Below are 22,766 nucleotides of genomic sequence, written 5' to 3'. Positions count from 1 at the left end.
AAGAGGTGAGACTATGACGGACACGACGACGCCATCTCCAGCCTCGCTGCGCCGTTTGGTTCCGCGCATCTTCTCTCGGGCCCAGCCCGCTGGTGCCGTCGACCGCCTGATCAAGACGGTGCGGCTGAACCACCCCAAGGTCGACCTGTCGATCATTGAGCGTGCCTACACGGCCGCCGAGCGTGCCCACGACGGGCAGATGCGGCGCAGCGGAGAGCCGTACATCACCCATCCCGTTGCCGTGGCCCAAATTCTGGCCGACCTCGGCATCGGCACCAAGACCATAGCCGCTGCGCTGCTGCACGACACCGTCGAAGACACCGACTACACGCTCGACGCCCTGCGGGCCGACTTTGGCGACGAAATTGCGATGCTGGTCGACGGCGTCACCAAGCTCGACAAGGTGAAGTACGGCGACTCGACTCAGGCCGAGACCGTGCGCAAGATGATCGTCGCCATGTCCAAGGACATCCGCGTACTCATCATCAAACTGGCCGACCGGCTGCACAACGCGCGCACCTGGGGCTTCGTACCCAACGAATCCGCCGTGCGCAAGGCTACTGAAACCCTTGAGATCTATGCACCGCTGGCTCACCGCCTGGGTATTCAGACCATCAAGTGGGAACTCGAAGACCTCTCTTTCGCCGTGCTGTACCCCAAGCTTTACGCCGAGATCGAAAGCCTGGTCAAACAGCGCACCCCGCAGCGCGAAGAGTTCGTGCAGCAGATCATCGACACCATCAGTGACGACCTCAAGTCCGCTCGAATTCGGGGAAAGGTTGCCGGGCGCCCCAAGCAGTACTACTCGATCTACCAGAAGATGGTCGTGCGCGGCCGCGAATTCGACGAAATCTACGACCTCGTCGGCATCCGCGTTCTCGTGAATTCGGTAAGGGACTGCTACGCCGTGCTGGGTTCCATTCATGCCCGCTGGACTCCACTGCCCGGGCGGTTCAAGGACTACATCGCCACCCCCAAGTTCAACCTCTACCAGTCGCTGCACACGACGGTGCTCGGCCCGAGCGGTCGCGCGGTCGAGATCCAGATTCGTACCACCGAAATGCACCAGCGCGCCGAATTCGGCGTCGCCGCGCACTGGAAGTACAAGGAGCAGGTCAACGGCAAGAGCGCCGGCGGCCCGGGCCCGCAGAGCGACACCGATATGGCTTGGCTGGCTCATATCTCCGACTGGCAGGCCGAAACCGCCGATCCCGGCGAGTTCCTCGACTCACTGCGCTACGAGATCGGTGCCAAAGAGGTTTATGTCTTCACGCCGAAGGGCCGCGTCATCGGGCTGCCCTCGGGCGCGACCCCGGTTGACTTCGCCTACGCGGTGCACACCGAGGTCGGCCACCGCACCATGGGCGCCAAGGTCAATGGCCGTCTGGTTCCGCTGGAGAGCGAACTTATCACCGGAGACGTTGTCGAGGTATTCACCTCGAAGAACCCCGACTCCGGGCCCAGTAAGGACTGGCTCAATTTCGTCAAGAGCCCCCGCGCGCGCAACAAGATTCGGCAGTGGTTCACCAAGGAGCGCCGCGACGAAGCCATCGAGCAGGGCCGCGACGCCATCGCCAGGGCCATGCGCAAGCAGAACCTTCCGCTGCAGAAGCTGATGAACCAGGACTCCTTCGCGGAGGTCGCGGCTCAACTCAAATATGACGACGTGTCGGCCTTGTATGCGGCGGTCGGTGAAGGCCACGTCTCGACCCAGTCCGTGCTCGAAAAGGTTGTGTCCTCGGTGCAGAGCATCGACGACAACGACAGCAACGATTTTCCGGTTGCTGCCCGCGGCCGGCCGCAGACCACCCGGAACACTGATTCTGGTGTGCTCGTGCGCGGTGCCCCGGACATTCTGGTCAAGCTTGCCCGTTGTTGCACGCCGGTTCCCGGCGATAAGATCGTCGGGTTCGTCACCCGTGGTGCTGGTGTCTCGGTGCACCAGGCGGCGTGCCACAATGTGCAGTCCCTGCTCAAGGAACCCGAGCGCATGATCGAGGTCGACTGGGCGCCAACGTCGAAGAGCCTGTTCCTGGTGCACATCCAGATCGAGGCACTCGACCGATCCGGATTGCTTTCCGATGTCACCCGGGTGCTGTCTGAGCATCACGTGAACATTCTCTCGGCCACGGTCAACACGTCGAGTGACCGCCTGGCGCTCAGCCGGTTTGTGTTCGAGATGGGTGACACCACCCACCTGGATCGCGTCCTCAATGCCGTGCGCCGCATCGATGCTGTCTACGACGTCTACCGGGTCAACGACGGCTAGACGCCCACTGCTTTCTCGGGTGCTGCGCTCGACTGGTGCAGGGAGCGCAACGCGTCGCTGACCGCCGCGAACCTGGCCACGGCGACGACGCTATAGGCCGGGCTGCCGCGCTGGCAGAGGCGCACGGCCGCGGAGATCTCAGGATACCCGCCGTAGTGCAGCAGCCGGGCTAAAAGCGCGATGATCTCGGCCCCCGAGGTCGCTGACGGATAGCGCGCCAGGTCGACGGCGGTACGCAGGGGAGTGGTCACCCGGACATTAGCGATGGTGCGCACGTCATCGGGAGAGCGCACGATTTCGCGCAGCTGAACACGTGGTGACCAGACGGCCGTCGTGCGCGCACCAATGAGCACACAGAATTGGTGGCGACGGGGCTCAGGTGCGACGCCGTAGATCCACGCGGCGGTGAGGCGCTCGGCGATGGCGCGGGGTGGGACCAGCCGGCTGGCGGAGACGGCCCGTGTGGAGCATCCGTCTATTTCATCGATCACACACCAGGAGTCGGCGAGTTGAAAGACCTGCCCGTCGAGCCGGGCGCTGCACAGCTCGGCCAGGGGCAGGTCGTTGATCGTGCGCGTTGGTGCCCGGGGATTCATCATGCCGCCATGCTGTCCCTTAACCAGATCCAGGCCCCCGAAGGAGCCTGGATCTGTGGAGAAAATGACCACCGGTGCGGGGTGGGGATAGTTCCTGCCGGGTGTTGCAGTCGTGCCTACTGGCCCATCGCCTTGAGCCAGGCCTTGCGGGCCTCGAGTGCTTCGTTGGCGTCTTTGATGGCGCGGGCGTTCTGGCTCTTCTGAGCGGTGGCCAGTTCATCTTCAAGCTTGGCGATCGCGTCATTCAACTGGCCGGCGAAACCCTCGGTGCGGGCCTTGGTCTCTGGATTATTGCGCTTCCAGTGGTCGTCATCGAGCTTGCGCACGACGGCTTCGACCTTGCGCAGGCGATCCTCGATCGGCTTGACCTGGTCGCGCGGAACCTTGCCGATGACGTCCCATTTGCGCTGGATGACCGTGAGCGTGTCGCGAGCGGCATTGCGGTCGGTGGTTGTCAGCAGAGTCTCGGCCTCGGTCAGGAGTTCCAGCTTGAGTACCAGGTTCGCGGAGAACTCCTCGTTGTCCTGAGCTTCCACCTCGCTCTTGACGGAGTAGAGCACGTCGCCGGCGGCCTTGAACTTCGCCCACATGGCGTCGTCCTGCTTTTTGCCGCTGCGGCCGGCCTGCTTCCACTCGTCGAGCAGCTTGCGGTAGGCGGACACCCCGTCGGCACCCTGCGGCGCGAGCGCCTCAGCCTGCTCGATTAGGTGCTGCTTCTTGGTGCGAACGTCCTTGTGCGCGCTGTCGAGCTCGGCGAAGAACGCCTTGCGGTTCTGCTCAATCGTCGTGCGGGCCGCCCGAAAGCGCTTCCACAGGTCGTTGGCCTCGCCCTTGGGAATGCGCGGGGCATCGTGCTGGTGCGCCTGCCACTTCGCAAAGAGGGCGTCGAGGGCAGCGCTGGTCTGCTTCCACTGCGTCTTGGCCGGATCTTCGGCGGCGAGGCGCTCGGCCTCGGTCACGATCTCGGCCCGTTCGGCGACGGCGGCAGCGGATGCTGCTTTGGTCTCGATGCTCTGCTGCTCGGTGAGTTCGGTGACGGCTCCGCCGAGCGCGCCGAGGCGTTCTGCCAAGGCGGCCAGGTTGCCGACGGCGTTGGCGTTGGCAACGGCGACGGTGAGATTGGCCACCGATTTGGCCACGTCTGCGGCCGGAGCGCCACCCTTCGCACGCTGCTCAAGCAGGGTGACCTGCCCATTGAGTTCAACGTACTTGCGTTCGAAGTAGGCCAGGGCCTCTTCCGGAGTGGCATCCGGGTATTGGCCGACGGCGCGTTCGCCATCCGCCTCGCGCACGTAAACCGTGCCGGTTTCGTCTACGCGACCCCATGGTTGCTGATCTGTCGTAGTCAAGAGCCTCACCTTTGCTGAGTTGTTGTGTGGGCGCCGCGGGAAGAAAAAATGCGGAGCCAGGAAATACCCTGATAAGCCTATTGCAATAGCGCAGGGGGATCGATCGATCCTACTGAACTGTTATGCCGGTAATCGTGGTCGGTACGACGGGCGAGGCGCCGCCTGCCGTGATTCCGGCATCCGTGATCTCGGTTTTGATCTGGTCGAGGCCACTCGTGACGCGCCCGAGCACCGTGTAGCCGCCCGCACTGTCGGCGGGGATGGTGCTGTCTTCGTAGACGATGAAGAACTGGCTGCCGTTGGAGAAGCCGTCGTTGCCGGAACGTGCCATGGCGAGGGTTCCAGCTGGGTACACGTCGTCGATCGGTGCATTCTCCACCGGTCCGTAGCTGTAATCGGGGCCGCCGGTGCCATCGCCCACCGGGTCGCCGCACTGCAGCACGAAAATGCCCTCCACCGTCAGACGGTGGCAGGTGAGGCCGTCGTAAAACCCGGTCTGAACGAGGCTGATGGTCGACGAAACCGCCTGCGGCGCCAGGGCGCCGTCGAGCTCGATTCCCACCGGAATGTCATTGAGGGTCATGGTGCCGGTCCAGGTTCGACCTTCGGCCAGCGTGCTGGCGGGCACCACACCCGAATTGGCACCGGCGGCAGCCGTCGGCGTCGTGGTCGGGGTGTCGGTGGCCGCAGTGGTCGCTTCCGGAGTACCTGGTCCGCCGTTGAAGTAGAAGACCTGCGCCACCACGATCAATGTGAGTACGACGAGCAGCCCCCCGCCGGCGATCAGGTTGTCCCGCACACGCCGCTTCGACTGGTGCTCGTGCACCGCCCGTCGGGCCTGGTAGGAACGAACACGTCCGCGCTCTTCACGTGCTGCACGCTCGAGCTTGTAATTCGAAGCCACTTGGAACCCCTCCAGGGCCGTCGGGGTTGGCGACGACCGGACAAAAGCAGTCGGGCGCCAACGCTCCCGACCTCGTAGAACTCTACGCACAAACTACGCTGGAGGAATGTCGGATGCTCAACCGGGTCTGCGGAGTGGCCAGGCCCCCCTCGCCGTACGAATGCGCCCGAAAACCCTGGACGAGGTGGCCGGCCAGCGTCATCTGCTCACCCCGGGGTCGCCCCTGGTCAGTCTGGCCAGCGACAAGACGGGGGAGCGCGGCAGCGTGTCGGTCATTCTTTGGGGACCGCCCGGCACCGGCAAGACCACGCTCGCGCAGGCGATCGCGCACAGTTCCGGACGTCGTTTCGTTGAACTCTCTGCTGTGACGGCCGGCGTGCGCGACGTGCGGCAGGTGATGGAAGACGCCCGAACCAACCGCGACCTCTACGGTCTCGCGACGGTGCTCTTTCTCGATGAGATCCACCGCTTCTCCAAGGCTCAGCAAGACACCCTCCTGCCAGGGGTCGAGAACGGCGTCGTCATCCTGGTCGCCGCGACGACCGAAAATCCGTCGTTCTCGATCATTTCCCCTTTGCTGTCTCGTTCACTGTTACTCACCCTCGAAGTTCTGAGCGACGACGACCTCGGGATCGTCGTTGATCGTGCGGTCACCGATTCGCGCGGCCTCGCTGACCGGTTTGAACTCGAGGCCGAGGCTCGCGGCGCGATCATTCGCCTGGCCTCGGGGGATGCGCGGCGGGCGCTGACGGCGCTGGAGGCGGCATCCGTTTCGGCGGAATCGACGCTCGAACCCGGCGCGACCGGCAAGCCTGTCATCACGACCGACATCGTCTCGCTCGCCGTTGACCGTGCACTGCTGCGCTACGACCGCAACGGTGACGAGCACTACGACGTAATCAGCGCGTTCATCAAATCGGTGCGCGGCAGTGACGTCGACGCGGCGCTGCACTACCTGGCCCGCATGATCGAGGCCGGCGAAGACCCGCGCTACATCTGCCGCCGCATCATCGTCCTCGCCTCCGAAGACATCGGCATGGCCGACCCGCAATCGCTCCTGATCGCCGTCGCCGCCGCCGATGCCGTCGCGCTGATCGGCATGCCTGAGGGGCGAATCCCGCTCGCCCAGGCCGTTGTGCACCTCGCGACGGCCCCCAAATCGAACGCCGCCTACATGGCGCTCGATGCTGCCATAGCGGATGTCCGCGCCGGCAAGATGGGCCGCGTGCCCAAGGGCATTCGCGACGCGCACTACCCCGGCGCCAAACGCCTCGGCCACGGCAAGGGCTACGTCTACCCGCACAATGACCCGCTCGGAGTGGTCACCCAGCAATACCCTCCAACGGAGCTGAAATCCACCCGCTACTACGAGCCGACCGAGCACGGCCACGAGCGCGATATCTCCGCCCGCCTCCTAAAAATCCGCCGTATAGTCCGCAACGAATAAATGCGCATCCAGTTTTCCCGAGAGGGCTCGCGACCGACGCTGCCCGCATCGGGAACTCGCGCTGGTCTGCAGAGCCTGAGCAGGGCATCCGCTGTGCTAACCTTGACTCTGCCTACAACTGGTTTCGGCATGCGGCTGCGTCCGTTTCCAGTTTGGAGGGGTTTCGTTCTGTAGCCGAACGTCCCATGGCACCCAATCCTCTGATCTCCCATGACGACTGTGTCGATTAGACACTGTGCTGAAAAGACGCACTCGCCCTGGTATCCCTGTTATTGAGTCCGATTGAAAGGAAACCGTGTCTACCAAGTCACGTACCCGCAGTAAAACTCGCCTCTCGCGCGCGCTGGGCATTGCCCTCACGCCGAAGGCAGCCCGCTTCCTTGAGAAGCGCCCCTATGCACCCGGTGAGCACGGCCGCACCAAGCGCAAGACCGATTCGGACTACGCCGTTCGTCTGCGCGAAAAGCAGCGCTTACGCGCCCAGTACGGCATTCGCGAAGCCCAGCTCAAGATCGCCTTCGAGCAGGCTCGTCGTCGTCAGGGACTGACCGGTGAGAACCTCGTCGAGATCCTCGAGACCCGTCTCGACGCCCTCCTCGTGCGTTCAGCCATCGCCCGCACCACCGCCCAGGCTCGCCAGATGATCGTGCACCGTCACATCCTCGTTGACGGAGAGCTCGTTGACCGGCCCTCCTTCCGCGTGAAGCCGGGCCAGCTCATGCACGTCAAGGCTCGCAGCGAGGGCATGGAGCCCTTCCAGGTTGCAGCAGCCGGCGGACACGTCGACCTGCTCCCCAAGCTCCCGCCGTACCTCGAGGTTGAGCTCGACAAGCTTCAGGCCCGCCTCGTGCGCGCACCGAAGCGCATCGAGATCCCCGTGACATGTGAAGTTCAGCTCGTCGTGGAGTACTACGCAGCTCGCTAACCTGTGCGGTTGGATAGTTAGTTAACCGGTCTTTGACCGGTACGCTGAAGGGCGGATCATCTCTGGGTGATCCGCCCTTTTTTGTATTCCCGGGCGTCCCAGGGGCCCATTGATCTGAGTGGAGTCACCGTGTCGGGTGGAGATATTGCAGGGCTGATCGCCGCCGGCGTATTCGCGATTCTGGTGGCGGTCATCGCCGTTCCACTGGTCAAGCTGGGCCGGGTGTTCGATGAAACCACCGCGGCCATCCACGATCTCAGCGAGGGAATCACCCCGATGCTTGCCGAGACGACCGAAACCATCCGATCCACGAATCAGCAGCTGGCGAGGGTCGACACGATCACCAGCAACGTAGCGGATGTCACCGGTAACGTCTCAGCGCTCGTCGCGCTGTTCGCGGCCACCGTCGGCGGTCCGCTGATCAAGCTCGCCGGATTCTCGGCCGGCGTGCGAGCCGCCTTTCGTGGCGGGCGGGCGGGGTCGGGGCGAAATCGGGGTTGACCGGCTACGCTGGAGACGGCGTTGATATTCTCGCGCCCGACTTATCGATAGCTGCGGCTAGCGGTGCCAGGCTCCATTCAATTCGGTTCTATTGACTGAAAGCACAGGCCGCGCAGATTCAGGGAGAAGTGCCATGAAGAACGTCATCTGGTTGGTCATCGGTGTGGCCGCTGGCTTCGTCGTTGCCCACGAGGTCAACAAGACTCAGCAGGGTAAGCAGTTCTTCACCGAACTTGACACCAAGGCGCGCGAGTTCGGCGAGGCCATCTCCGAGGGGTATCGGCAGCGCGAGGCCGAGTTGCACGCAGCGCTCGGTGACGTTGCGGATGCCGTTGGCGACGCGCCGGCACCAAGCGCGTCCTGAGCATCCGCTTAAAAAGGGCACCACGCTCCACCTCACTCATGCACTTCAATAGCTATGGACACCATGCAGACTGCTGACATTCGCGGGCGCTGGCTCGACTTCTTCGCCGATCGTGGACACACCGTTGTGCCGTCCGCTTCCCTGGTGAGCGACGACCCCACCCTTCTCTTCACCGTGGCCGGCATGGTGCCGTTCGTGCCGTACCTGACCGGGTTGGTTCCGGCACCGTATCCGCGCGCCACGAGCGTGCAGAAATGCATTCGCACCAACGACATCGAAGAAGTGGGCAAGACCCCGCGCCACGGCACGTTCTTTCAAATGAACGGAAACTTCAGCTTCGGCGACTACTTCAAGGAAGAGGCCATCGGCTTCGCCTGGGAACTGCTGACTACCCCGGAAGACCAGGGCGGGTACGGCTTTCGCGAGAGCGACCTCTGGGTCACGATCTACCTCGACGACGATGAGGCGCACCGTTACTGGCGCGCGCTCGGCGTGCCGGACAATCGCATCCAGCGCCTCGGCATGGACTCCAATTACTGGTCCACGGGCCAGCCCGGCCCGGCCGGCCCCTGCTCGGAGATCTTCTTCGACCGCGGCCCCGCCTACGGCGCCGATGGTGGCCCGGCCACCGACGACGACCGTTATGTCGAAATCTGGAACCTCGTCTTCATGCAGTACCTGCGCGGCGAGGGCAACGGTAAGGGCGACTTTCAGATTCTGGGCGACCTGCCGAAGAAGAACATCGACACCGGCATGGGCCTCGAGCGCGTCGCCTTTTTGAAGCAGGGCGTCGAGAACATGTACGAGATCGACCAGGTGCGCCCGGTATTGGACCGGGCCGCCGCGCTCTCCGGACGACGTTACGGCGCCGACCACGCCGACGACGTGCGCATGCGCATCGTCGCCGACCACGTGCGTTCCTCGCTCATGCTGATGAGCGACGGCGTCATGCCGTCGAACGAGGGTCGCGGCTATATCCTCCGCCGCCTGCTGCGGCGTAGCGTACGCGCCATGCGCCTGCTCGGCGTCGACACCGTGAGCATGCCCGAACTACTGCCGGCTTCCCGCGACGCCATGAGCGCCGCCTACCCGGAGGTGAAGAGCGACTTCGGGCGCATCAGCCAGGCCGCGTTCGCCGAGGAAGAGACGTTTCTGCGCACCCTCGCGAGCGGTAGCGCGGTGCTCGACCTCGCCGTGGCCAAGACCAAGAAGGCCGATAAGACCGAACTGGCCGGACCGACCGCTTTTCTGCTGCACGACACCTACGGTTTTCCGATCGAGATCACCCTCGAAATCGCCGAGGAAGCCGGCCTCAGCGTCAACCGTGACGCCTTCGACGTGCTCATGACCAAGCAGCGCACCATGGCCAAGGCTGATGCGAAGTCCAAGAAGACCACCCTGGCCGACCTCGGGGTCTACAGCGCGTTCCGCGCCCTTGGCGAGACCGTGTTCACCGGTTACGAGGACCTGCAGAACGAGTCCAGCGTGCTCGGTCTCATCGTCGATGGTGAGTCGGTGACGAGCGCCGTTGCCGGAGAAACAGCCGAGGTCATCCTCGCCGAGACGGCGCTCTGGGCCGAAGCGGGCGGGCAGGTAGCGGATGCCGGCCTTATCGTTGGCCCCGGCTACGAGCTCAAGGTGCTCGACGTACAAAAGCCGGTTAAGGGTCTGATCAGCCACAAAGTGCTCGTGCAGTCCGGCGAGGTCGGCGTGGGCGAGCGCGCCACGAGCGTGGTCGACGAAAACTGGCGCCGCGGCGCCCGCCAGGCGCACTCCGGCACGCACGTGCTGCACGCGGCCCTGCGCCAGGTGCTCGGCCCGAACGCGCACCAGTCCGGTTCGTACAACAAGGCCGGCTTCTTTCGCCTCGACTTCTCCTGGAACCAGGCGCTCTCGCCGGCGACTCGCACCGAGATTGAAGAAATCTCCAACAACGCCATTCGCGACAACCTGCCGGTGACCACCCGGGAACTGCCCATTGCCGAGGCGAAAGCGCTCGGTGCCATGGCGCTGTTCGGCGAGAAGTACGGTGACGTCGTGCGCGTCGTCGACATCGGCGGCCCGTGGTCGCGCGAACTGTGCGCCGGTACCCACGTGGGCAGCAGCGCTGAAATCGGCATGATCAACCTGATCAGCGAGGCGTCGGTCGGTTCGACCAACCGTCGCGTCGAATCCCTCGTCGGCCTCGAAGCCTTCCGCGACCTCGCCGCCGAGCGCATGCTGGTGTCGCAGCTGACCTCGAGCCTGAAAACTCCTCGCGAGCAGCTTCCCGAACGCATCAGCGATCTGGTAGCGAGCCTCAAGAGCGCCGAGAAGAAGATCGCGGCCTTCGAAGCCCGGGCCCTAACCGACCGGGTCCCTGCTCTGCTGGCCACGGCCCGCCGGGTCGGGGCAGTAACGATCGTGGCCGAAGACCTCGGCGTGCTCGGATCCCCGGACGACGCACGGATGCTGGCCCTCGCGACCCGCGAACGCCTCGGGACCGACGCCGTCGTCGTGGCGCTCTCGGCGATTGCCGCGGACAAGCCCGTCGTGATCGTCGCCACCAACCAGGCAGCTCGAGATGCCGGCCATAAGGCCGGTGCCCTTGCCAAGACCGTCGCCGGAATCCTCGGTGGTGGTGGCGGCGGCAAGGACGATCTGGCTCAGGGCGGCGGCCCCAACGGCGCCGCCATCCCGGCCGCTCTCCAGGCGGTTATCGCGGCGGTCAGTCGCTAACGATGAGGTCCGACCGCGCTCGCTCACGCTCTGGCTCCGCCGACCCTGGTCGTTCGGCGGCGCTGTCCGGCTGGGTCGCGCCGGGTGCGGTCGCCGGCACGATGCGCTCAGGCGTGCGCCTGGGTGTGGATGTGGGCAAGGTGCGCATCGGCCTGGCCCGCAGCGACAACCACGGCATGCTCGCGACCCCGGTGGAAACCGTCGCCCGCGACGAGGCCGGAGTGACCGATCTGGCCCGCATTCTCGCGGTGGCCCTCGAGCTTGACGCCGTCGAGGTCATCGTCGGCCTGCCGTTGGCGTTGTCAGGCAATGAGACCGCCTCCACGGACGACGCGGTCGGTTTCGCCGCGCGCCTGGCCGCAACTCTGGCCGTGCCGGTGCGGCTCGTCGACGAACGTCTCTCGACGGTGTCGGCGCAATCCGCGCTGCGGGCATCCGGTCGTGCCGCGAAAACGCAGCGGCCAGTAATCGACCAGGTGGCCGCGACTATTATTTTGCAACATGCGCTCGACAGTGAGCGTTCCTCCGGGCGACCGCCAGGGTCGCCCGTCGAACCGACCGAGAGGCCGTAATCGTGCCCAGTACCCCGGAAGAGCCCCTGCCGAGCCGACGCCAGTTACGCGCGCAACAGGCCGCTGCGGAGCAGTCCGCCGCGGAACAGGGCGCGACGGAGCGAACTGGCGCCGGGCAATCCGGAGCCGGGCAATCCGGAGCCGAGCCGGCGGCAGCGTCCGGGGGGACGGCATCCGTTCAACCGCCGTTGCTGCCGCGACAAGCGGCCGAGTCGGCAGAACCGGGCGATGATGCCGCCGCGTTCCTGACGGCGAGCAACGTCGGTGGCTCCGGTCGGGGACGCACGAACCGTCGCTCACTGCTCGCGGACGAACCGCCGCGGGAGAAGAGGAGCTACAAGGGAGCCTGGGGCTGTCTGATCGTCTTTGTCGTTCTTGCCGCTCTCGTGGCCGGAGTCGCACTGTTTCTGCAGGGACCCATCTCCCAGATCATTGCTGCCACGCAGGGGCCGGCCGACTTCACCGCGGAGGAAGCGGCGACCGGCGAAGACGTGATCGTCATGATTCACGACGGCAACGGTGGCTCAGAGATCGCCGCGACACTCGTCGAAGAGGGCGTGGTCAAGAGCTTTGATGCGTTCTACTCCATCCTGTTGCAGACGGCCCCGGAGCCGGTGTTTCAGCCCGGTGCATACCAGCTCAAGACGAAGATGGTCGCGAGCACCGCGCTGGACGCCCTGCTCGATGAGGACACTCGACTGAACCAGACCGTTATCGTGCCTGAGGGGACCGCGGCCGTTGACGTGCTGGCGTCGATCTCCGAGGGAACCGACATTCCTCTGGCGGACCTGCAGGCGGCGGCCGCCAATGTGGCCCAGTTCGGCCTGCCCGCCGAAGCGACCACCCTTGAGGGTTTTCTCTTTCCCGCGACGTACACCTTCTCGCCGGAGGCCACCGCCGCCGTCGCGTTGCAGACCATGGTCAACCGGCAGTATGAGGCCCTCGATGCGGCCGGTGTCGCCGTCGCAGACCGCTGGTCGACGATCGTGTTCGCCTCGTTGATCCAGCGTGAAGCCGGCCTGCGTGATGACTATTACAAGGTGTCGCGGGTGTTTCTGAACCGGCTCGACCCGGCCCAATGGGACAGCGGCCTGCTGCAATCGGACGCGAGCGTCGCCTATGGCACGGGCAAAACCCACCTGGTTACCACGACCGACGCCGAACGTGCCGATGCCGGCAACCCCTACAACACCTATGCGCACCCCGGCATGGTCGTCGGCCCGATCTCGAATCCCGGTGATCTCGCGATCGATGCGGCCCTGCACCCGGTCGACGGATCCTGGCTGTTCTTTGTGACGATCAACCTCGACTCCGGTGAGACGGCTTTTTCCACCACGGTCAAGGAACATGATGCTGCCGTTATCGTTTGGCAGAACTGGATGAGGGAGCACCCCGAATATGGTTGATCTGACGCTAAATCGGGCCCCATCGAACAGGCTCGCGGTGCTCGGTTCGCCGATCAAGCATTCCCGTTCGCCGTTACTGCACCGGGCCGCCTACCGGCAGCTGGGACTCGACTGGTCCTACGATGCTGTTGAGGTGAAGGCCGGTTCGCTCGCCATGTTTCTGAGCTCCATCGGGCCGGACTGGCGTGGTCTTTCGCTCACCATGCCGCTCAAACACGAGGTGCTTCCGTTCATCGACGACTGCGACCGGGTGGCACAGCTGACTGGATCGGTCAATACCGTGCTGCTGCGCCAGGTGGCCGGGCGCGGCACCCTCACCGGCTATAACACGGATGTCGCTGGTCTGGTGCGTGCGTTGGCCGAGGGCGGCGTCACCCGGGCGAAGCACGTGACCCTGCTCGGAGCCGGCGCGACGGCGGCATCCGCTTTGATGGCCGCCGCGGAACTCGGTGCTGAGTTCGTCAGCGTGCTCGTGCGCGACCTGCCGAAGGCGCAGCCGCTCGTTGAACTCGGTCGGTCGCTCGGAGTCGTCGTCGACCTCAGTGATTTCAACGGGTCCGGCGGCAACGGAAGCGACCTCGTGATCAGCACTCTGCCCGGCGGGACGGTGCTGCCTGCCCCGCTGCCGATCGAATTGCGTGAGCGTGCGACGCTGTTCGACGTTGCCTACTCACCGTGGCCAAGCGGGGTGGCACGCGAGTGGGAATCGGCCGGCGGAACTGTGCTGAACGGCCTCGGCATGTTGCTGCACCAGGCGCTCATCCAGGTGCGGGTGTTCGTGACCGCTGACCCCTTTGAACCACTCCCCGGCGAGCCGGACGTGCTCGCCGCCATGCGTAGTGCCCTGACCCGCGACGCAGCCCCCGGTGACACTGGCTCGCACGATGCTGTGGAAAGATAGGAACTATGCTTCGTTGGCTCACCGCCGGAGAATCCCACGGCCCCGAACTCATCGCTATTGTCGAGGGTTTGCCCGCAGGGATCCCGGTCTCCCTTGATTCGATCCGCCTCGATCTCGCGCGCCGCAAACTCGGCTACGGCCGGGGCGCGCGCATGAAATTCGAAGAGGACGAGCTCACCCTCTCCGGCGGCGTTCGGCATGGCCTCACCCTCGGCGGCCCGGTCGCACTGCGCATTGGCAACTCCGAATGGCCCAAATGGGTCGATGTGATGAGTGCCGCCCCGGTCGACCCGGCCACCCTGACGCGTGGCCGCGGGGCACCATTGACCAGGCCCCGCCCGGGTCACGCCGACCTCGCCGGCATGCAGAAGTACGGTTTTGACGAGGCGCGCCCCGTGCTGGAGCGCGCGAGTGCCCGCGAGACCGCCGCCCGCGTCGCGCTCGGCGCCGTCGCCCGCTCATTCCTGAACGAACTCGGAATCCACCTGGTCAGCCACACCATCGCCATCGGGCCGGTCCGCGTGCCCGACGGCGCGCCGCTTCCTGAGCCTGAGGACGTCGACACGCTCGATGCTGATCTGCTGCGCTGTTTTGACGCCGCGACATCCGCTCTGATGGTGGCTGAAGTGGATGCTGCCCATCACGACGGCGATACCCTCGGCGGCGTCGTCGAGGTGCTCGCCTACAATCTTCCCCCCGGGCTTGGCTCCTTCGTGCACTGGGATCGTCGGTTGGATTCCCAGCTGGCCGCCGCGCTCATGGGGATCCAGGCGATCAAGGGGGTCGAGGTCGGCGACGGCTTCGAGACCACGCGCCGCCGCGGCTCCGAGGCACACGACGAACTCGTACAAGCGGATGGCGCCATTCAGCGAGTCAGTGACAAGGCCGGCGGAACCGAGGGCGGCATGAGTACCGGAACCGTGCTGCGCGTGCGGGCCGGCATGAAGCCGATCGCGACCATTCCGCGGGCGCTGCGCACCGTTGATGTCGCCACGAGCGAGCCGGCCCCGGCGCACCACCAGCGCTCCGACGTCTGTGCGGTTCCGGCGGCCGGCGTTGTGGCCGAGGCCATGGTGGCGCTCGTGCTCGCGAACTCGGTGCTGGAGAAGTTCGGCGGAGACTCGATCGGGGAGACCCGGCGCAACCTGGAGTCGTACCTCGCCAACATTCCGGCGAACCTGCGCACGGGCGCGTCGAGCGACGCGTCGCTCTAGACCTGCGATGCTGACTCTGCGGAACGCCTTGTTACCGATCGTGTTCATCGGTCCGATGGCCGCCGGCAAGACCAGGATCGGTCGACGAGTGGCGCGCGACCTGAATTTGCCGTTCATCGACACCGACAAGCGCATCGTCGAAAGTTACGGTCCGATTCCGGAGATCTTCGCGCGTGAGGGCGAAGAGTACTTTCGCATCGTCGAACGTGAAGCGGTGGACTGGGCCCTCGGCGAGCCGGCCGTCATCTCCCTCGGCGGGGGAGCAGTGCTGCACGCCGAGACGCAGGCCGACCTCGAATCCGCGACCGTGGTGTACCTCAGCGTGACCACCGCTGCCGTCGAGGCCCGCCTCGGCGGCAATAAACGGCCTCTCCTGGCCGGCGGTATCGGCGACTGGGAACGCATCTACAACCAGCGCCGTCCCATCTATGAGGCCCTCGCGACGATTCGCCTGGATACCTCCAACCGACCGATCACCGGCATCGCCGATGAGATCGTAAATTGGGTACAAGAAAGAAATGATGATTGAGAAGTCAGGGACAACACAGATGACCGAACAGACCAGTACCACCGTGATCACCGTGACCGGGGTCGACAGCTATCCGGTCAGCGTGGGGCGTGGCCTGGTCAACACCGTCGCCGAGCAGCTCGGCACCGGTGTCAACAAGGTGCTCATCGTGCACACCTCGACCGTCGGCGCCCGCGCGGTCGCCCTGCGCGACAGCCTGCTCGAAACCTACGCCGAGGTTTTGCTGGCCGAAATTCCCGACGCCGAAGCGGCCAAGCGGGTTGAGGTTGCCGCGTTCTGCTGGGGCGTCATGGGCCAGTCCGACTTCAGCCGCACCGACGCCGTGATCGGCCTCGGCGGTGGCGCAGTGACCGACCTCGCCGGATTCGTGGCCGCTACCTGGCTGCGTGGCGTGAAGCTCGTGCAGATTCCCACGAGCGTACTCGGCATGGTCGACGCGGCCATCGGCGGCAAGAACGGCATCAATACCGCCGAGGGCAAGAACCTCGTCGGCACCTTCTACGCGCCGGCCGCCGTATTGTGCGACCTCGACCTGCTCGACGCCCTGCCGAAAAACGAGATCCTCGCGGGCTTCGCCGAAATCGTCAAGGCCGGCTTCATCCAGGTTCCCGAAATTCTCGACATCATCGAAGCGGATGTCGAGCGGGCCACCGACCCGACCACCCCCGAATTCCGTCGGCTGATCGAACTGTCGATTGCCATGAAGGCGCGCATCGTGGGGGAGGACTTCAAGGAAGCCGGCCTCCGCGAGATCCTCAACTACGGGCACACCCTCGGCCACGCCGTCGAGCACGCCGAACGCTATGGCTGGCGCCACGGTGCGGCCATCGCCGTCGGCATGATGTTCGCTGCGGAACTGGCCGCGCTCAGCGGACGGCTGTCGGTGGAGGTCGTCGACCGGCACCGCAGCATCCTGGAATCGCTGACCCTGCCGACCGGTTACCCGGTCGGACGCTGGCCCACCCTGCTGGCCACCATGCAGCGCGACAAGAAAAACCGCAGCGGGATGTTGCGCTTCGTGGTCCTCGACGATGTGGGCAAGCCCACCATCCTCGAAGGCCCGGACGCCTCGTTGCTGTTCAGCGCCTACCAGGCGATCGGGCAGTAGCCGCTACGCCGGGATTGTCGCCTGCGCGGGCGGGGCTTCGGCATCCGCTTCGATCTGGTCAGTGCCGGCAAACGGGGTCATCGTGGTCATGAGCTCGGAACGGATCAGAAAGCGCACGCCGCGCGGGGCCTCTGCACTGAAGCCGCTGCCGCGGCCGGGCACCACGTCGACCGTGAGAAAGGTGTGGCTCCAGTAGTTGAACTGTTCGGCTGACATCCAGAAGTCGAGCGGCTGGGCGGGGTCGCCGGCTGGAGCGAGATCGAATTGGCCGAGCCGCACGTCCTGGTCGGAGGTGATGAACTCGTCGGCCATGAACAGCATCGGCGAACTGCCGTCGCAGCAGCCACCGGACTGGTGGAACATGAGTGGGCCGTGTTCCTCCCAGAGGCTGCGGAGCAGGTCAACGGCGACGGGTGTGAGCTCGACGCGGGGAACGGTTTCGCCGGCGATCGTGACCGACGCGGTTATTGTGGTAGTCGACATTGACGGAACTTTCTGCTCATGGCGGACCCTTCTACTGCTGAAGGGGGGCTGCCTACGACGTTACGTCGTCGACAGCCCCCGGGCCAGACCTTCAGCGAACTCCCACCGAACGGGTGGGCATCCTCTGGTCTAACGGTTCGGTTTAGAAGAAGCCGAGCTTGTTCTCGGAGTACGACACGAGCAGGTTTTTGGTCTGCTGGTAGTGACCGAGGGCGAGTTTGTTGTTTTCGCGGCCGATTCCAGAGCTCTTGTAGCCTCCGAAAGCGGCACCGGCCGGATAGGCGTGATAGTTGTTGACCCAGACGCGACCGGCCTGGATATCACGGCCAGCCCGGTAGGCGACGTTGCCGTTGCGCGACCAGACCCCGGCACCGAGACCATAGATGGTGTCGTTGGCGATCGAGATGGCATCCTCGTAGTCGGTGAAGCTCGTCACGGCAAGCACCGGTCCGAAGATCTCCTCCTGGAACAGGCGCATCTTGTTGTGGCCCTCGAAGATGGTCGGCTGCACGTAGTAGCCGTCGGTGAGGTCGCCGCCGAGGTCGGCACGTTCGCCACCGAGGGCCAGCTTGGCACCCTCCTTGGTTCCGATGTCGATGTAGGAGAGGATCTTCTCAAGCTGGTCGTTGCTGGCCTGCGCGCCCATCTGGGTGTCGGTGTCGAGCGGGTTGCCCTGAATGATCTTCTTAGCGCGGGTGACAGCGTCGCTGAGGAAGCTGTCGTAGATCGGCTTCTGCAGCAGGGCGCGGCTTGGGGCCGTGCAGACCTCGCCCTGGTTGAAGGCGAACAGCACGAAGCCTTCCTGGGCCTTGTCATAGAAAGCATCCTTCTCCTGCGCGACGTCGCTGAAGAAGATGTTCGGGCTCTTGCCGCCGAGCTCAACGGTCGACGGAATGATGTTGGCCGAGGCATATTGCAAAATGAGGCGACCGGTCGTGGTCTCACCGGTGAAGGCGATCTTGCGGATGCGGTTGCTCGAGGCGAGCGGCTTGCCGGCCTCCAGGCCGAAACCGTTGACGACGTTGACAACGCCCGGGGGGAGGATATCGCCGATGAGTTCCAGCAGCACGAGGATCGAGACCGGGGTCTGCTCGGCGGGCTTGAGGACGACGGCGTTGCCGGCGGCGAGGGCCGGGGCGAGCTTCCAGACGGCCATCAGGATGGGGAAGTTCCAGGGGATGATCTGGCCGACGACGCCGAGCGGTTCGTGGAACTGGTACGAGACGGTGTCGCCGTCGAGCTGGGCGTGGTCGCCGTCCTGAGCGCGGATCGCCGAGGCGAAGTAACGGAAGTGGTCGGCGGCGAGGGGGATGTCGGCGTTGATGGTCTCGCGCACGGCCTTGCCGTTGTCCCAGGTCTCGGCGACGGCGAGCATTTCGGTGTTGGCGTCGATGATGTCAGCGATCTTGTTCAGCACGGCTGCGCGCTCGGCGGGGCTGGTCTTGCCCCAGGCCGGTGCGGCCTTGTGCGCGGCGTCGAGGGCCAGCTCGATGTCTTCGGCCGTTCCGCGAGCGACCTCGGCGAACGGCTTGCCGGTGACCGGGGTGATGTCTTCGAAGTACTGGCCCTTGACCGGGGCGACCCATTCGCCGCCGATCCAGTTCTCGTACCGCGACTTAAAGGTAACTTTGGAGCCGGGTGTTCCGGGGACTGCATAGACGGTCATGTCACTCCTATATATCGACGACGGTGTCGGGCTCGCAATGCTGCGGCCTGCTTCGACTCTAGGAGCGGGAACGTTGCAGAATGTTGCGATGCCCGCCGATTTCGTCTTCAATGCGCGCCAGGTGCGCCACGACCATTGCGCGTTTGGGTGAACGGGCCGGGAGCAGCTCCAGGCAGGCACGCCACACCTCGGTGTCCCAGGTGGCCTCTTCGGTGCGCGCGTAGCGCAGCAGCAGGTCGACCGACGCATCGGCGAGCATGGCCTCGCGCAGCCGGCTGCTCACTTCCTGGCGAATTTCGACGATACCGGGCGCTGACGATGCCGGCAGCACAGCTCCGCGGTAGGCGCCCAGGGCGACGCGGTGGGCGCCGCGCTCGAGGAAAGCCAGCACGCGTTGGGCATCGAGCTCGAGTTTGGATTCCAACCGATACGGGCGGGACGTGATCGTGATGGGGGAGTCGAGGAGCGCGAGTACCTTCCGTACCCGCACCATTTCGGCGCGCAGCGTCTCCACCGCAGTGTCCTGGTCCGAGAGAAAGCTGGCCAGGCGATCGGCGGAAAGTCCTTCGCGGTGCCAGGCCAGGAGCGTGAGAATCTCGGTGTGGCGGGGCGAGACATCCACTGTGCTGCTGCCGCAGTGCAGCTGGCCGTGATCGGTACCGAGAACGCTCAGGCCGGCCGGTGCCAGTCGCGGCACGCTCAGCGACACCGATGCCCGCGACCGCGGGGCGGGCGGTGAATCGGCCGGTCGGTCGAGGCGTTGGATGCGCAGCTCCGCTTCCATCGCGGCGACGGCAGCCTCGACCAGCGGGAGGGTCTGTGGTGCGACAGCCTGGTCGCCGCCGGTGATATCGATGACCCCCAGGATCTTGCCGGTGTCCGGGTCGTGAATGGGCACCGCCGTGCAGCTCCACGGGTGCGCCAGAGCGTTGAAGTGTTCAGCGCGCCGAATCTGGATTCCGCGGTCGAGGGCGAGCGCCGTTCCCGGTGCGCTCGTGCCGACCCGGCTCTCCGACCAGTCGGCGCCCTCGACGAAGAGCATCTCCTCAACCCGGCGGCGCAGCACTCGATCGCCGTCGATCCAGAGCAGCCGACCGGATTCGTCACCGATTGCAACGATCAGCTCGGCGTCGATGGCGTGGCGGATGAGCAGGTTGTGCACGACGGGTAGCACTGCGGCGAGCGGATGCTGATTGCGCAGGTCGCGCAATTCGCTGTCGGTCAGCGTCCGCTCAGGAGCCACACTCGACGGGTCGAGGCGGAGCGACAGCGAACGCTGCCAGGAGTCCTGCACGAGCTGGCGCACCCCGGTTTTAAAGACCCGATCGGTGATGGCGGATTCGTGGGCCCGCTCCAGGGCGACAATGCTCTCTCGCTCGTCGCCGGTCGGGACCGACGAAGAACTCTTCAAGCCGTATCCCATGAGCGTCTGCCTCCGTTAGCAGTGGACGGGTTCGTGCTGCCGAGATCGGCGTCGGTGTCAGTCTAGGGTAGCTGCTAGAGATTTCCCGGAGTGCTGGGCAGTCTCTGCCCTTTTGGACTCTGAACCACGGTTGTTCGATCCGCCGACAGGCGCGAGGTCTCCGAACCTGCCACGGGAGCGACGGCCCCGATTTCGTCGCCGGAAGATATCCACAGGCGAGGAGCGGCACATATTTTCTGTGCATTACCTCGGTGCAGGCGGATGTCCCGCCCATTCTGGGCGCATGACGATGACAACGAAACTCGAAGACGCCCCGCCCGTGACCACACTGCAGGAGGCCCGCACGCGAGTCTTCGACTTGGTCGGTCACGCCATCCGTCCACAGCTCTGGCTCATGTTGCTCGATCCGTATGGCCAGCAGTTGTCCGTGCTAATCCCGATTGACGGCATTCCGGTGCGGCCCGAGCCCGGGTCAACCCAGCCCTTCGCCGTGCGCATCAACGACATGCTCGCCCAGGAGGCCCCTGGCGGCAGCATCATTCTGACTCTGGAGCGGCCGGGCTCCGCCGCCCTGACCGCACCGGACCAGGCCTGGGCCGCCGAATTGACCCAGTCCTTCGGGAAGCTCATGCGCATCACGGGCCTGTTCGTCGCGCACGACGACGGAGTCGCGGTTCTCACACCCTAGGCTGAGGCGATGAATACAGTGCTGGTTCTGAACGGTCCGAACCTCGGGCGCCTGGGCAGTCGTGAACCCGATGTCTATGGGTCGGCCAACCTGGACGATCTGCGTGTGCTGCTCGTCGCATCCGCTCGTGATGGAGTAGTGATTGACCTGCGGCAGACCGACGACGAGGCCGAACTCATCCACTGGCTGTATGAGGCCGTCGATGAGCGGATGCCGGTGATCCTGAATCCCGCCGCGTTTACCCACTACAGCTACGCCCTGCGGGATGCCGCGGCCCTCGTGACCAAGGCCGGCCTGCCGCTGATCGAGGTGCACATCTCGAACCCGCACGCGCGCGAGACGTTTCGCCACACCAGCGTCGTGAGCGCCATCGCGACCGGCGTGATCGCGGGCCTCGGCTTCGACTCGTATCGCCTGGCGCTCGACTTCGTCACCCAGCCGTAATCGACAATTGCGCGGCAGCGACTTTGGAGCCTGTGCCTCTGAAACCCGTGCCTCTGAAACCCGTGCCTCTGGAGCCTGCGCCTTTGAAACCTGTGGCTTGGACACGTAGACTCGATAAGGTGCCATTTGCACCCGCGCACCTTATCAATTGAACGGAACACCCCTCCCATGGCTTCTACCGCTGATATCAGAAACGGCGTCGTACTCAACATGGATGGCCAGCTTTGGGCCGTCGTCGAGTTTCAGCACGTCAAGCCGGGCAAGGGTGGCGCCTTCGTTCGCACCAAGATGAAGAACGTCGTCTCGGGCAAGACCGTTGACCGCACGTTCAACGCCGGCGCGAAGATCGAGACCGAAAACGTCGATCGCCGCGACTTTCAGTACCTCTACAACGACGGCGACGCCTACGTTTTCATGGATGTGGCCGACTACGACCAGATCACCGTCTCCGCCGCCGTCGTCGGCGATGCGAGCAACTTCATGCTCGAAAACCAGGCCGTGACCGTGGCGCTGCACAACGGCAACCCGCTCTATGTTGAGCTGCCGGCATCCGTTACCCTCGAAATCACCTACACCGAGCCGGGTCTGCAGGGCGACCGTTCCACCGGCGGCACCAAGCCGGCCACCGTTGAGACCGGCTACCAGATTCAGGTTCCGCTGTTCCTCGAGCAGGGCACCAAGGTCAAGGTCGACACCCGCACCGGCGACTACCTCGGTCGCGTCAACGAATGAGCGCTCGTACCAAGGCCCGCAAGCGCGCCATCGACATTCTGTATGCCGCCGATGTGCGTCAGATCAGCATTCCGGAGTCGCTCGCAACCGAGGCCGAGCGTGCCGCGAGCGAGCCGGCACGTCTGGCTTCCTGGCTCTACGCTCGTGAGCTCGTTGATGGGGTCGTCGACCATCGCGAAGAGATCGATGAACTGATCGAAACGTACTCGCAGGGCTGGTCCCTCGCGCGCATGCCCAACATTGATCGCGCCATTCTGCGCATCGGAATCTGGGAGATTCTGTACAACGACGCCGTTCCGCACGCCGTCGCGATCGATGAGGCCGTTGAAGCGGCCAAAATTCTCTCAACGGATGACTCGGGCGGGTTTGTCAACGGATTGCTCGGCAAGATCGCTCAGACCGCTCCGTCGGCCTAACTCCAATACCGTTCAGTTAAGCACTTGAATGGTGATTTCTGGCTCGTGACCGGGTTGTGGCCAGTGGGCGTGGTGGAAGCGTTTGGCGGGCCATTTCGAGACCTTGCGTTT

Annotated in this window: 22 protein-coding genes; 16 read left to right on the top strand and 6 right to left on the bottom strand. The window is 64.9% G+C overall.

All coding sequences use genetic code 11. The features are described 5' to 3' along the window. The first annotated feature begins 13 nt into the window (after positions 1-13). Complete coding sequence (locus E3O45_RS00110) at positions 14-2,269, top strand: bifunctional (p)ppGpp synthetase/guanosine-3',5'-bis(diphosphate) 3'-pyrophosphohydrolase (protein WP_092449113.1); 2,256 nt, start codon at positions 14-16, stop codon at positions 2,267-2,269. Here the strand turns inward: E3O45_RS00110 and E3O45_RS00105 are convergent. From E3O45_RS00105 to E3O45_RS00095, 3 genes are all read right to left on the bottom strand, one after another. Then, positions 2,266-2,868 (bottom strand): type IV toxin-antitoxin system AbiEi family antitoxin, encoded by a 603-nt coding sequence (locus E3O45_RS00105; protein WP_134441018.1) that lies wholly within the window; start codon positions 2,866-2,868, stop codon positions 2,266-2,268. The genes E3O45_RS00110 and E3O45_RS00105 overlap by 4 nt on opposite strands. Before the next feature lie 113 nt (positions 2,869-2,981). Continuing rightward, positions 2,982-4,214, bottom strand: a complete 1,233-nt coding sequence (locus tag E3O45_RS00100) for a DUF349 domain-containing protein (protein WP_134441017.1) — start codon at positions 4,212-4,214, stop codon at positions 2,982-2,984. A gap of 109 nt (positions 4,215-4,323) precedes the next feature. Further along, on the bottom strand, positions 4,324-5,118 hold the full coding sequence (locus tag E3O45_RS00095) for a peptidylprolyl isomerase (protein ID WP_134441016.1): 795 nt from the start codon (positions 5,116-5,118) through the stop codon (positions 4,324-4,326). Between the two features lie 106 nt (positions 5,119-5,224). On the opposite strand from E3O45_RS00095, the gene E3O45_RS00090 reads away from it, so the two are divergent. The 11 genes from E3O45_RS00090 (at position 5,225) to aroB (ending at position 16,803) form a co-directional block, all read left to right on the top strand. Further along, positions 5,225-6,565: a replication-associated recombination protein A gene (locus tag E3O45_RS00090; protein ID WP_134441015.1), complete on the top strand. Its 1,341-nt coding sequence runs from the start codon at positions 5,225-5,227 to the stop codon at positions 6,563-6,565. Between the two features lie 295 nt (positions 6,566-6,860). Further along, a complete protein-coding gene (gene rpsD / locus E3O45_RS00085; RefSeq protein ID WP_092107727.1) occupies positions 6,861-7,490 on the top strand; it encodes a 30S ribosomal protein S4 in 630 nt (209 codons plus the stop codon). Between the two features lie 129 nt (positions 7,491-7,619). Beyond that, positions 7,620-7,991 (top strand): DUF948 domain-containing protein, encoded by a 372-nt coding sequence (locus E3O45_RS00080; RefSeq protein WP_092449108.1) that lies wholly within the window; start codon positions 7,620-7,622, stop codon positions 7,989-7,991. A 133-nt stretch (positions 7,992-8,124) separates the two neighbouring features. Then, on the top strand, positions 8,125-8,355 hold the full coding sequence (locus tag E3O45_RS00075) for a hypothetical protein (RefSeq protein WP_092449107.1): 231 nt from the start codon (positions 8,125-8,127) through the stop codon (positions 8,353-8,355). A 63-nt stretch (positions 8,356-8,418) separates the two neighbouring features. Beyond that, the gene (alaS, locus tag E3O45_RS00070; protein WP_134441039.1) at positions 8,419-11,073 is read left to right on the top strand and encodes an alanine--tRNA ligase; all 2,655 of its coding nucleotides are present in this window, start codon (positions 8,419-8,421) and stop codon (positions 11,071-11,073) included. 101 nt (positions 11,074-11,174) lie between these two features. Beyond that, positions 11,175-11,645 (top strand): Holliday junction resolvase RuvX, encoded by a 471-nt coding sequence (gene ruvX / locus E3O45_RS00065; RefSeq protein WP_134441038.1) that lies wholly within the window; start codon positions 11,175-11,177, stop codon positions 11,643-11,645. Between the two features lie 2 nt (positions 11,646-11,647). After that, positions 11,648-13,051: an endolytic transglycosylase MltG gene (mltG, locus tag E3O45_RS00060; protein WP_134441014.1), complete on the top strand. Its 1,404-nt coding sequence runs from the start codon at positions 11,648-11,650 to the stop codon at positions 13,049-13,051. After that, positions 13,044-13,952 (top strand): shikimate dehydrogenase, encoded by a 909-nt coding sequence (locus tag E3O45_RS00055; protein WP_134441013.1) that lies wholly within the window; start codon positions 13,044-13,046, stop codon positions 13,950-13,952. Before mltG ends, E3O45_RS00055 begins: the two co-directional genes overlap by 8 nt. Before the next feature lie 5 nt (positions 13,953-13,957). Beyond that, a complete protein-coding gene (gene aroC, locus E3O45_RS00050) occupies positions 13,958-15,166 on the top strand; it encodes a chorismate synthase (protein ID WP_134441012.1) in 1,209 nt (402 codons plus the stop codon). 7 nt (positions 15,167-15,173) lie between these two features. Next, on the top strand, positions 15,174-15,695 hold the full coding sequence (locus E3O45_RS00045) for a shikimate kinase (RefSeq protein ID WP_134441011.1): 522 nt from the start codon (positions 15,174-15,176) through the stop codon (positions 15,693-15,695). 19 nt (positions 15,696-15,714) lie between these two features. Continuing rightward, positions 15,715-16,803, top strand: coding sequence for a 3-dehydroquinate synthase (gene aroB, locus E3O45_RS00040; protein ID WP_134441010.1), 1,089 nt, complete (start codon positions 15,715-15,717; stop codon positions 16,801-16,803). A 3-nt stretch (positions 16,804-16,806) separates the two neighbouring features. Here the strand turns inward: aroB and E3O45_RS00035 are convergent, their stop codons facing one another. The 3 genes from E3O45_RS00035 to E3O45_RS00025 form a co-directional block, all read right to left on the bottom strand. Next, positions 16,807-17,286 (bottom strand): DUF779 domain-containing protein, encoded by a 480-nt coding sequence (locus E3O45_RS00035; protein WP_092449100.1) that lies wholly within the window; start codon positions 17,284-17,286, stop codon positions 16,807-16,809. 142 nt (positions 17,287-17,428) lie between these two features. After that, positions 17,429-18,952, bottom strand: coding sequence for an aldehyde dehydrogenase family protein (locus E3O45_RS00030; RefSeq protein ID WP_134441009.1), 1,524 nt, complete (start codon positions 18,950-18,952; stop codon positions 17,429-17,431). A 58-nt stretch (positions 18,953-19,010) separates the two neighbouring features. Beyond that, complete coding sequence (locus E3O45_RS00025; RefSeq protein WP_166789337.1) at positions 19,011-20,363, bottom strand: GAF domain-containing protein; 1,353 nt, start codon at positions 20,361-20,363, stop codon at positions 19,011-19,013. Positions 20,364-20,658: 295 nt separating this feature from the next. Between E3O45_RS00025 and E3O45_RS00020 the strand changes: the two genes are divergently transcribed. The 4 genes from E3O45_RS00020 to nusB all read left to right on the top strand — a co-directional run bounded on the left by E3O45_RS00020 (position 20,659) and on the right by nusB (position 22,655). Next, on the top strand, positions 20,659-21,063 hold the full coding sequence (locus E3O45_RS00020; protein ID WP_134441007.1) for a hypothetical protein: 405 nt from the start codon (positions 20,659-20,661) through the stop codon (positions 21,061-21,063). A 9-nt stretch (positions 21,064-21,072) separates the two neighbouring features. Further along, positions 21,073-21,507 (top strand): type II 3-dehydroquinate dehydratase, encoded by a 435-nt coding sequence (locus E3O45_RS00015; RefSeq protein WP_134441006.1) that lies wholly within the window; start codon positions 21,073-21,075, stop codon positions 21,505-21,507. Between the two features lie 168 nt (positions 21,508-21,675). Next, a complete protein-coding gene (efp, locus tag E3O45_RS00010; protein WP_092107753.1) occupies positions 21,676-22,239 on the top strand; it encodes an elongation factor P in 564 nt (187 codons plus the stop codon). After that, on the top strand, positions 22,236-22,655 hold the full coding sequence (gene nusB, locus E3O45_RS00005) for a transcription antitermination factor NusB (protein WP_134441005.1): 420 nt from the start codon (positions 22,236-22,238) through the stop codon (positions 22,653-22,655). The genes efp and nusB overlap by 4 nt, the downstream gene beginning before the upstream one ends. Positions 22,656-22,766: the final 111 nt, after the last annotated feature.

The organism is Cryobacterium sp. TMS1-20-1, assembly GCF_004402355.1.
In the GTDB taxonomy this organism is placed as follows: Bacteria; Actinomycetota; Actinomycetes; order Actinomycetales; family Microbacteriaceae; genus Cryobacterium; species Cryobacterium levicorallinum.
Note: the sequence above shows the minus strand (reverse complement) of the source record. Positions and strands in the feature narration are given on the sequence as shown.

Coding starts and splice junctions, on each gene's coding strand:
- E3O45_RS00110 (WP_092449113.1), top strand. CDS start 14: ATGACGGACACGACGACGCCATCTCCAGCCTCGCTGCGCCGTTTGGTT.
- E3O45_RS00105 (WP_134441018.1), bottom strand. CDS start 2,868: ATGATGAATCCCCGGGCACCAACGCGCACGATCAACGACCTGCCCCTG.
- E3O45_RS00090 (WP_134441015.1), top strand. CDS start 5,225: ATGTCGGATGCTCAACCGGGTCTGCGGAGTGGCCAGGCCCCCCTCGCC.
- E3O45_RS00075 (WP_092449107.1), top strand. CDS start 8,125: ATGAAGAACGTCATCTGGTTGGTCATCGGTGTGGCCGCTGGCTTCGTC.
- alaS (WP_134441039.1), top strand. CDS start 8,419: ATGCAGACTGCTGACATTCGCGGGCGCTGGCTCGACTTCTTCGCCGAT.
- ruvX (WP_134441038.1), top strand. CDS start 11,175: ATGCGCTCAGGCGTGCGCCTGGGTGTGGATGTGGGCAAGGTGCGCATC.
- E3O45_RS00055 (WP_134441013.1), top strand. CDS start 13,044: ATGGTTGATCTGACGCTAAATCGGGCCCCATCGAACAGGCTCGCGGTG.
- aroC (WP_134441012.1), top strand. CDS start 13,958: ATGCTTCGTTGGCTCACCGCCGGAGAATCCCACGGCCCCGAACTCATC.
- E3O45_RS00045 (WP_134441011.1), top strand. CDS start 15,174: ATGCTGACTCTGCGGAACGCCTTGTTACCGATCGTGTTCATCGGTCCG.
- aroB (WP_134441010.1), top strand. CDS start 15,715: ATGACCGAACAGACCAGTACCACCGTGATCACCGTGACCGGGGTCGAC.
- E3O45_RS00035 (WP_092449100.1), bottom strand. CDS start 17,286: ATGTCGACTACCACAATAACCGCGTCGGTCACGATCGCCGGCGAAACC.
- E3O45_RS00030 (WP_134441009.1), bottom strand. CDS start 18,952: ATGACCGTCTATGCAGTCCCCGGAACACCCGGCTCCAAAGTTACCTTT.
- E3O45_RS00020 (WP_134441007.1), top strand. CDS start 20,659: ATGACGATGACAACGAAACTCGAAGACGCCCCGCCCGTGACCACACTG.
- E3O45_RS00015 (WP_134441006.1), top strand. CDS start 21,073: ATGAATACAGTGCTGGTTCTGAACGGTCCGAACCTCGGGCGCCTGGGC.
- efp (WP_092107753.1), top strand. CDS start 21,676: ATGGCTTCTACCGCTGATATCAGAAACGGCGTCGTACTCAACATGGAT.
- nusB (WP_134441005.1), top strand. CDS start 22,236: ATGAGCGCTCGTACCAAGGCCCGCAAGCGCGCCATCGACATTCTGTAT.